3 protein-coding genes are annotated in these 9251 nt (G+C 63.1%); all 3 read left to right on the plus strand.

The window, feature by feature from the left end; all coding sequences use genetic code 11:
* The first annotated feature begins 183 nt into the window (after nt 1–183).
* On the plus strand, nt 184–5889 hold the full coding sequence (locus HDC29_RS19075; protein ID WP_179499882.1) for a peroxidase family protein: 5706 nt from the start codon (nt 184–186) through the stop codon (nt 5887–5889).
* Nucleotides 5890–5956: 67 nt separating this feature from the next.
* Complete coding sequence (locus tag HDC29_RS19080) at nt 5957–7711, plus strand: type I secretion system permease/ATPase (protein WP_179499883.1); 1755 nt, start codon at nt 5957–5959, stop codon at nt 7709–7711.
* Nucleotides 7708–9069 (plus strand): HlyD family type I secretion periplasmic adaptor subunit, encoded by a 1362-nt coding sequence (locus HDC29_RS19085; protein WP_179499884.1) that lies wholly within the window; start codon nt 7708–7710, stop codon nt 9067–9069. Before HDC29_RS19080 ends, HDC29_RS19085 begins: the two co-directional genes overlap by 4 nt.
* The last annotated feature ends 182 nt before the right edge of the window (nt 9070–9251 follow it).

Raw genomic sequence — 9251 nt, forward strand, 5'->3', positions numbered from 1 at the left:
CAGTTATATTGCAGACGAATATAGAATTGCGGAAACGGAATAGGTCGCCAGTCCAACTCGACTATGATGCTTAATCAGCCATAACTTACACCCACAAGATCCCGCAGATCGACAGCGTATCGCGAGTCGAAAGCCGTGCCGTAAAGTGAGCGGTGCGCGCGGGTTTATTGCAGGGAGGTAAACATGGTCACCTATATCCGCAGCGATCTCGAATTCATTCTGGACCAGATCAAGATCGCCGAAGCGCATGCTGCTGGCCAACCGCTTTACGGGCCGGGCGGACTTGTTCCGGCGTACAATCTTTCTTTCGGATTGCGCACGGTCGATGGCAGCAACAACCATCTGCTCCCTGGCCAGGAACAATGGGGCGCGGCCAACGTGCCGTTTCCCACGCTGCTGGATCCGGTGTACCGCCCTGCCGACGGGACGTCTTTTGACCCCGACGGGCCGGGTCCGGCTCCGGCGATGCCGACGCAGGCGGACTATAGTCCGTCGAACGACCCGAACTCGCTCGTCTTCGATGCCAGCCTGCGGACGATCTCCAACCTGCTGGTCGACCAGACGCTGGGCAATCCGGCAGCCATTCTCGAGGGGCTGGCCCGGGCGGGCAGCGCCGATCCGCTGCTTGACCTGCCGGCGATCACGGCGATCTATCAAACCTTCAAACCGGCCTCCGACGCCGAATATCAGGCGCGTGTCGTGATGCAGAACGCGCAGACGGCTGCGACCCTGGTCGACGATGGTTTGCCTGGTGAAACAGCGGCGGAAACCGCCGCGCTCGCTGCGCTCGCCGCTGCAACGGCGGCGCACGACGTGACCGTTACCGACCTCGATGCCGCGCGCGTGGTGCGCGACGCCGCGCTTGAGCCTTACGGCCTCGCGATGGACGGCGACAATGTCCATCTACCCAATATTTCGCCCGACGGCGGCCTGTCGGCCTCCTTCAACTCGTGGTTCACCCTGTTCGGGCAGTTCTTCGATCATGGGCTCGACCTCATCAACAAGGGTGGCAGCGGCACCGTCTTCATTCCGCTGGAACCCGACGATCCGCTCTATGTTCCGGGCAGCCAGACCAACTTCATGGTGCTGACCCGCGCCACGGTTTCCGCCGGCACCGACGGCATCATGGGAACCGCCGATGATGTGCGGCCGATCAACACGACGACTTCCTACGTCGATCAGAACCAGACTTATGCGTCGCACGCGTCGCATCAGGTTTTCCTGCGCCAATATACGCTGAACGCCGATGGACATCCGGTCGCGACCGGCAAGCTGATCGAGGGCGCCGGCGGCTCGCCCGGCGGCATGGCGACCTGGGGTGAAGTCAAGGAACAGGCGCTGATGCTCGGCATCCTGCTGACCGACCAGGACGTGGGCAAGGTGCCGCTGTTGCGGACCGACGCCTATGGCAACTTCATTCCGAACGCCGCGGGCTATGCGCAGGTTATCACCGGCATCGGCATCGACGGAATTCCGAACACGGCCGACGACGTCGTGATTTCGGGAACGCCGTTGGCGCCTGTAAGCCTGGATACCGCGATCCGCACCAACAGCGCGTTCCTCGCCGACATCGCCCACACCGCGGTACCGAACGGCATCGAAGACGGCGACATCACGATCGGGCTGCTGAACCCCGGCAACAACCCGCTGGTTTATGACGACGAGCTGCTCGACGCCCACTTCATGGCGGGCGATGGGCGTGTGAACGAGAATATCGGTCTGACCGCGGTGCACCATGTGTTCCATGCCGAACATAACCGGCTCGTCGAACATACCAAGGAGGTGACGCTTGCCGATGCGGCGCAAATGCTCGCCGACGGCGCGACGCAGGCCGAAGCGGTGGCGTTCCTCAACGAATGGCTGGTCGACGATGTCGCCTCGGTTCCTGTTGGCGCGGCGGCGATCGACGCGCTGGTGTGGGACGGCGAACGCCTGTTCCAGGCCGCGAAATTCGGCACCGAGATGCAGTATCAGCACCTCGTGTTCGAGGAATTCGCGCGCAAGATCCAGCCGCAGGTCGATCCGTTTGTCGTCCCCGACGGCTTCGACACGACGATCAATCCGGACATCGTCGCCGAATTCGCGCATGTCGTATACCGGTTCGGCCACTCGATGCTGACCGAAGACATCGACCGGTTCGGTCCGACCTTCGTGTCCAACGACATCAGCCTGATCGAAGGCTTCCTCAATCCCACGGCTTTCAACGGGGTTGACGGCGCCATCGAAGACGGGCTGGCGGCGGGTGACATCATCCGCGGCATGACCCGTCAGGTCGGCAACGAGATCGACGAATTCGTTACCAGCGCGCTGCGCAACAACCTGTTGGGCCTGCCGCTCGACCTCGCGACGATCAACCTCGCGCGTGGCCGCGACACCGGCGTCCCATCGCTGAATGCGGCACGCCGCGAATTCTATGAGGCGACCAACAATGACGCGCGGCTGAAACCCTATGAGAGCTGGGTCGATTTTGCCGGCAATCTCAAGAATGAGGCGTCGATCATCAACTTCATCGCGGCTTATGGCCTGCATCCCCTGATCGTCAATGAAACGACGGTGGAAGGGAAGCGTAACGCGGCGATGGAAATCATCTTCGGTACCGATCTCGGCGTCGGCGCCGCCGGTGTGCCTGCGGATGCCGCGGATTTCCTCAATGGGGAAGGTGCCTGGGCGAGCGGCCCGGGTGGCGTCACCACGACCGGGCTCGACAATGTCGATCTCTGGATCGGCGGCCTCGCCGAGAAGATACTGCCCTTCGGCGGCATGCTCGGTTCGACCTTCAACTTCGTTTTCGAAGTGCAGATGGAGCAGCTCCAGAACGGCGACCGCTTCTATTATCTGCAACGCCTCGACGGCTTGCACCTGTTCGGAGAGATGGAGGCGAACAGCTTCGCCGCGATGATCATGCGCCATACCGACGCGACTCATCTGCCGTCGGACGTCTTCTCGACCCCGGGACTAATCCTCGAGGTCGATCCGACGCGGCAGTTCAATGATCTGGACGGCGATGGCGATCTTGAAAGCGCGGATCCGAGCGGCGGCGGCATCCTGACCCCGCTCGTCGTCCGCAACAACCCGGGGACCGCAGGCCCGGACACCAATTATCTGCGCTATACCGGCGATGAACATGTCGTTCTGGGCGGTACCGAGGGCGCGGATATCATCATCGCCAGCGAAGGCGACGATACAATCTTCGGCGACGGCGGCAACGACACGCTCGAAGGCGGTGCGGGGAACGACATCATCAATGCCGGGGCGGGGGACGATGTCGTCCGCGACCTTGGCGGCGACGACAACATCAAGCTCGGCGACGGCCATGACGTGCTCAATACCGGTCCGGGCCTCGACTTGGTGCTGGGTGGTCGCGGCCAGGATTTTATCGTCCTTGGCACCGATGCGGGTTCGGAAGTCTTTGCGGGTGAAGGCAATGACTTCATCCTGGGCAACCTGACCGCCGAGCGCATCCTCGGCAACGAAGGCGACGACTGGATCGAGCATGGCACGTTCGACGGCGCGCCGGGCGACAATTTCGATGAGATTTTCGCGCAGGACGGCGTGGTCGGCCATGACGTCTTCTTCGGCCTTGGCGGTTTCGACGAGTTCATCGCCGAAGGCGGCGACGATATCATGGTTGGGAGTCCCGGGCGCGGCAAGATGGCCGGCATGTCCGGATGGGACTGGGCGATCTACAAGGACAATAGTTCGGGCGTCGATGCCGACCTGACGCGCGGGATCGTATTCGACGAGAATCCCACGCCGCCGATCAATGCGACGCAGGACGCCTTTGAAAGCGTCGAAGGGCTCTCGGGTTCGCGGTTCAACGACATTCTGGCGGGCTCCGACGTCACCGCGGCCGAACGCGCGCCGTTCGATCCCGACCCGGCCCTCAGCGGATCGGAAGGCTATCGGGGGAGCAACCTCGACGCCGCCGGCATCGCCCGGGTCGCCGGGCTCCAGGCCGTGGTTGGTGCGGGCGTCACGTCCTACAACGCCGGCGACATCATTCTCGGCGGCGACGGCAGCGACCTTATCCGGGGTAACGCCGGGGATGATATCATCGATGGCGACAAATGGCTGAACGTTCGGATCAGCGTTCGCGAGAACATTGGCCCCGATGGCGGGACCGGCGCGGAAATCGCGACCGCCGACAGCATGTCGCAGCTGGTGACGCGGATGTTCAACCGGACGTTCAATCCGGGACAGCTGGTCATCGTCCGAGAAATCCTGACCGACACCACGGCGGGCGACACGGATATTGCCGTGTTCTCCGACGTCCGAGCCAATTACGACATCATCTACAATGCCAATGGCACGATCAGCGTGGCGCATGCGCGCGGTACGCAGCTCGATGGCACCGACAATTTGCGCAACATCGAACGTATGCGCTTCTCGGACATCGAAATCGGCGTCAATCAGCCGGCAACCGGCCAGCCGGTGATCAGCGACCTGACGCCGAGAGAAGCGCTGCAACTGACCGTCAACACGGCGGCGATTGCCGATGCAAACGGGCTCGGCGCCTTCGGCTACCAATGGCAGCAGTCGATCGACGGCGTGACATGGGGTAATATTGCCGGAGCAACCGCGGCGACGTTCACCCCGGACGATAATCCCGGCCTTGTTTTCGGCGATCAGGCCGGCCTCCGGCTGCGCGTCGCGGTAACCTTTACCGACGGCGGCGGTACGGTCGAACAGGTCGTATCCGACGCCACGGGGCCGACCGGCGTGAATTGGGCCGGCAACGGGGGCAATAATACGCTCAACGGCACGGCCGGCGATGATTCCGGTAGTGGCGGAGGCGGTAACGATACGATGTCGGGGAACGCCGGCGTCGATGTGTTGAACGGCGGCGCTGACAATGACACGCTGTCGGGCGGCCTCGGCAACGACACGCTCCGCGGCGATGCGGGGAATGACCTGATGACGGGGGGTGCCGGCAACGATAGCGTCTACGGCAATGCCGGCACCGATACGGCGATATTCGTCGGCGGGATCGCGAACTTCGGAATCGACTCCAACGGCACAACGATCGTCGTCACCGACAATACAGGCGCCGAGGGCGTTGACTCGGTGCTCTCTACTGAAGTGCTTCGGTTCAACGGCGTCAATTACACCGTCGTGACCGGAACCGTCGGCAACAACAATAATCTGAACGGCGCGGCCGGCGCTGCGGGCTCGCAGGCGGTGTTCGGACTGGGCGGTGCCGATACGATCAACGGTGGGGCTGGCAACGACTATCTCCATGGCGGCGCCGGAGCCGATACCGTGACGCAGACCGGAAGCACCGGCGGCCGGGATATTGTCGATGGCGGGGCCGGAACGGACACCTATGTCCTGAATGGCGCTGCCGGAGCGGAGACTTTCCGCATCTATGCCAGGGCGGCAGCCGAGGCGGCGGGCATGACAGGCCTCAACGCGAACACGGAAATCGTCATCACGCGCAACGGCACGTCGAATGCGCAGATCGTGGCCGAACTCGACAATATCGAAGAAATCAACGTCAACGCGCTCAACGTGTCGTCGCCGGGAGGAATCCTCCCTGGCGGTGGGGGTGCGAACGGCGGCGATTCGATCCTCGTCATCGGCGATTTCAATCCCACCAGCCTCAACTTCAATACGATTACCGTCAACGGCGGACGAGGCGCGGACACCGTCGATATATCCGGATTGAACTCCGACCATCGGCTCGTGTTCAATACCGGCGGTGGTGCGGATCGGTTTATCGGCGATGCCCGGCCGCAGGATGTGGTCAATGCCGGCAATGGCGGTGGCGGCGGGTTCGCTCCGCGGCAAGAAGGCCCCTTCCAGCTAATCCGGACGCTGCTCGACGACTGGATGGATCATGGCCGAGCGGGTCTCCGCAACCATTTCGACGCGGACTATCCGTTTGCATAAAGATCTTGGCGCCGGGACCTCCCCCCCGGCCCGGCGCCACTTTTTTCGATAATCAGGGAGGATTTACATGCGCCTGTTCTGGATGCGCGTTCCACCAGCATTGTCCGAAGCCGTCCGCGCCTGTCGGACTCACTTCATCCTCGCGGCAACATTCAGTGCGCTGATCAACATCCTGTATCTCGCACCCACCATCTACATGATGCAGGTCTATGACCGGGTTGTGCCGACCAACGGTGTGTTGACGCTGATCGTCATCACCGTCGTCGTGGGCGTCGCGATCGCAACGTTGTCGATGCTCGATGCGGTCCGCGTGCGACTGATGACGCGCGCGTCGCTGCGCCTCGACCGGCTGCTTTCGGGGGAGATACTGGACCGGCTGCTCGCTCGATCCCGCGCGCTGCCCGGTGCGCCCTCGACCCAACAGGCGATGCGCGAGTTCGACTTGCTGCGTCAGTCGCTTGCGGGACCGGCCGCGACCGCGCTGTTCGACGTCCCGTGGACGCCCTTGTATTTTCTTGTCGCGTTCCTCATTCACCCGATTTTGGGGTTGCTGGTGTTCGCCGCGGGCAGCGTGCTGGTCACGCTTGCGATCGTCAACGAAAGGCGCAGCAAGGCAAAGGCCGAAGAAGCGCATCAGGCCAGTGCCGCGGCCTATGAATCGCATGAGGCGATGTTACGCAAGGCCGAGATCGTGCGGGCGCTCGGGATGCGGCGTGCGCTGGTCTCCCGTCATATCCAGCAACGCAGCGTCGGCCTGAATGCCGTCGCCGATCTCCAGTTTTCGGGCAGCCGATACAATTCGCTCGTCAAATTCGTACGGATGTTCATGCAATCCTTCGCATTGGGGGTTGGCGCCTGGCTCGCCATCAATGGGCAAATTTCGGTCGGCGCGATCATCGCCGCCTCGGTGTTGCTCAGCCGCGCCCTGCAGCCGATCGAACAGCTCGTCGGTCTCTGGCCGAGCATCGTCCAGTCGCGCCAGGCTATCCAGACGCTCGGCCGGCTGTTCGAGCAATCGAACGGCCCGGTCGCGCGCACCACCTTGCCCGATCCGCAGGGGCAAGTGGAACTCCAGGGGGTTGTCGTTCGCAACGCCGACGGCAGCGCGGTCCTGCTCAAGAATATATCGCTGAAACTCGCACCCGGAGAGGTGCTGGGGGTCGTCGGCCCGTCGGGAGCAGGCAAGACGACGCTGGCGCGCGTCGTTGCGGGCGCTCTCCCGCCCGACCTCGGCGAGATCAGGGTCGATGGCGCCAGCATGGCAGACTGGGATTCCGAACAGCTCGCGCAGCATATCGGCTATCTCCCGCAGGATTGCGGACTGCTGCCCGGAACGATCAGCGAAAATGTCTCCCGCTTCGCCATCGCGCGTGGTGTTCCGCAGGCAGTCGTCGACGAGCAGGTCATGAACGCCGCGCGCATGGCGGGAGTCCACGAGATGATCCTGCATCTCCCCGGCGGTTACGACACCTTTATCGAAGGCCATGGCCACAGGCTGTCGGCAGGACAGGCGCAGCGCGTCGCGCTTGCGCGCGCGCTATATGGCAACCCGCGCATCCTGGTGCTTGACGAGCCCAACTCGGCGCTCGACAGCGATGGCGAGGATGCCCTGTCGAGGGCCATTGGTGCCGCGAAGCTGGATGGCGCGGCGATCATGATCGTCGCCCATCGTGCGGCGGTGCTGGCGAGTGCCGACAAGCTGGCGATCCTCGCCGACGGTGCGATCGTGGGGACGGGGCCACGCGACGAAATCCTCCAGGCTTTGAAGCATTCGGCGGCGAAGCAGAATGTCGTTCCCATCCATGAAGGAGCGCGGCCATGACCGACATGAGCTGGAAGCCGCCGGCCGGGGGCGATCGCCCTTCGGATAATGATGCCGCCGACCGTCCGCATCGCGAAATGCGGATCGGCCTGATCGTCATCGCCTTCTTCTTTGTGGGCCTGCTGGGATGGGCGTCGCTGACCCCTCTCGATGCCGGCGCCTATGCGCCCGGCGTGGTTGCGGTATCGGGCAGTCGGCAGGCGGTTCAGCACCGCGAAGGCGGTATTGTCACCGAACTCCATATTGTCGAGGGGCAAACGGTCACAAAGGGGGAGCCGCTGCTGACAATCTCGGCATCGGAGCTGGTGGCCGCCGAACGGGGATTGACGGGCGAAGTCATCGCGCTGCTGGCGCAGCGCGCGCGTCTGGTCGCCGAACTCGGCGGATTGCAAGGTATCGCCGAACCGGCGGAATTCGCATCGCTGGCGCCCGAGAATCGGGCCCTGGCGGCCGAAGCCTTGCGAGGTCAGCGCCAGCTTTTCGAAGCGCGGCGTAATTCCGTGCAGACACAACGCAACGTATTGCGCCAGCGGATGCGCCAGCATTCGGAGCAGATCAACGGCTACAGCTACCAGATGAATTCCAACAAGGTCCAACAACAGCTGATCGGCGAAGAGCTGGACGGGCTGCGCACCCTGCTTCCGAAAGGCTTTGTATCGATCAACCGGGTCCGCGGCATGGAACGCTCCGCTGCGGAGCTCGACGGTTCCTACGGCGCGTACCGCGCCGACATCGCAAGATCCTCCGAAGCGATCGGCGAGGCGCAGATGCAGATGGTCGGTATCGACAAGCAGATGCTCGAGGAGGTGGCCACGGCCAAGCAGGCCGGGCAGGTTCGTCTCGACGAGTTGCAGCCCAAGCTGATCGCCGTGCGCGAACAGCTTGCCCGCTCGACCGTGCGTGCTCCGGCGAGCGGGCGGGTGGTCGGGCTCAAGATCTTCACGGTCGGCGGCGTCGTTTCGGCAGGTGACATGCTGATGGAGATCGTTCCGCAAGACAGGGCCCTGGTCATCGACGGCAAGGCCTCGCCAACCGATGCCGACGATCTCGCGCCGGGGATGGAAACCCAGATCCGCTTTACCGCGCTCCAGGAGCGCAACCTGCCGATCCTTTTCGGCCAGATTTCCAAAATTTCGGCCGACAGCTTCGAGGATGAGCGCTCGGGCATCCGATATTTCAAGATCGAACTGATTGTGCCGCCCAGCGAGTTGGCGAAACTCCGGCGCGTTCGACGGGACGGCGGGCTTCGCGCCGGCCTGCCGGTCGATATAATGATCCCGTTGCGAAAGCGGACGGCGCTCTCTTACCTCATTGAACCGCTTACCCAAACGCTTTGGATGGCGGGGCGGGAAAATTAAAGCGCGGACATCCCGAGAGTGAGTGCTCTGAAGTGTCGCGCGATGTCCGCTCTCTTTTTCGGTCGCCAAAAACCGCCTGTCCGCTAACGTTGAGAGTTTCGGACGCCGATAGGCGTCGGAAAGTCTTCGATGCCCGAACCGCGGGGGTCATAGGCTGAGAGCTATGGGGAAAGCGGTTTTGA

The organism is Sphingopyxis sp. JAI108 (assembly GCF_013410105.1).
In the GTDB taxonomy this organism is placed as follows: Bacteria; Pseudomonadota; Alphaproteobacteria; order Sphingomonadales; family Sphingomonadaceae; genus Sphingopyxis; species Sphingopyxis chilensis.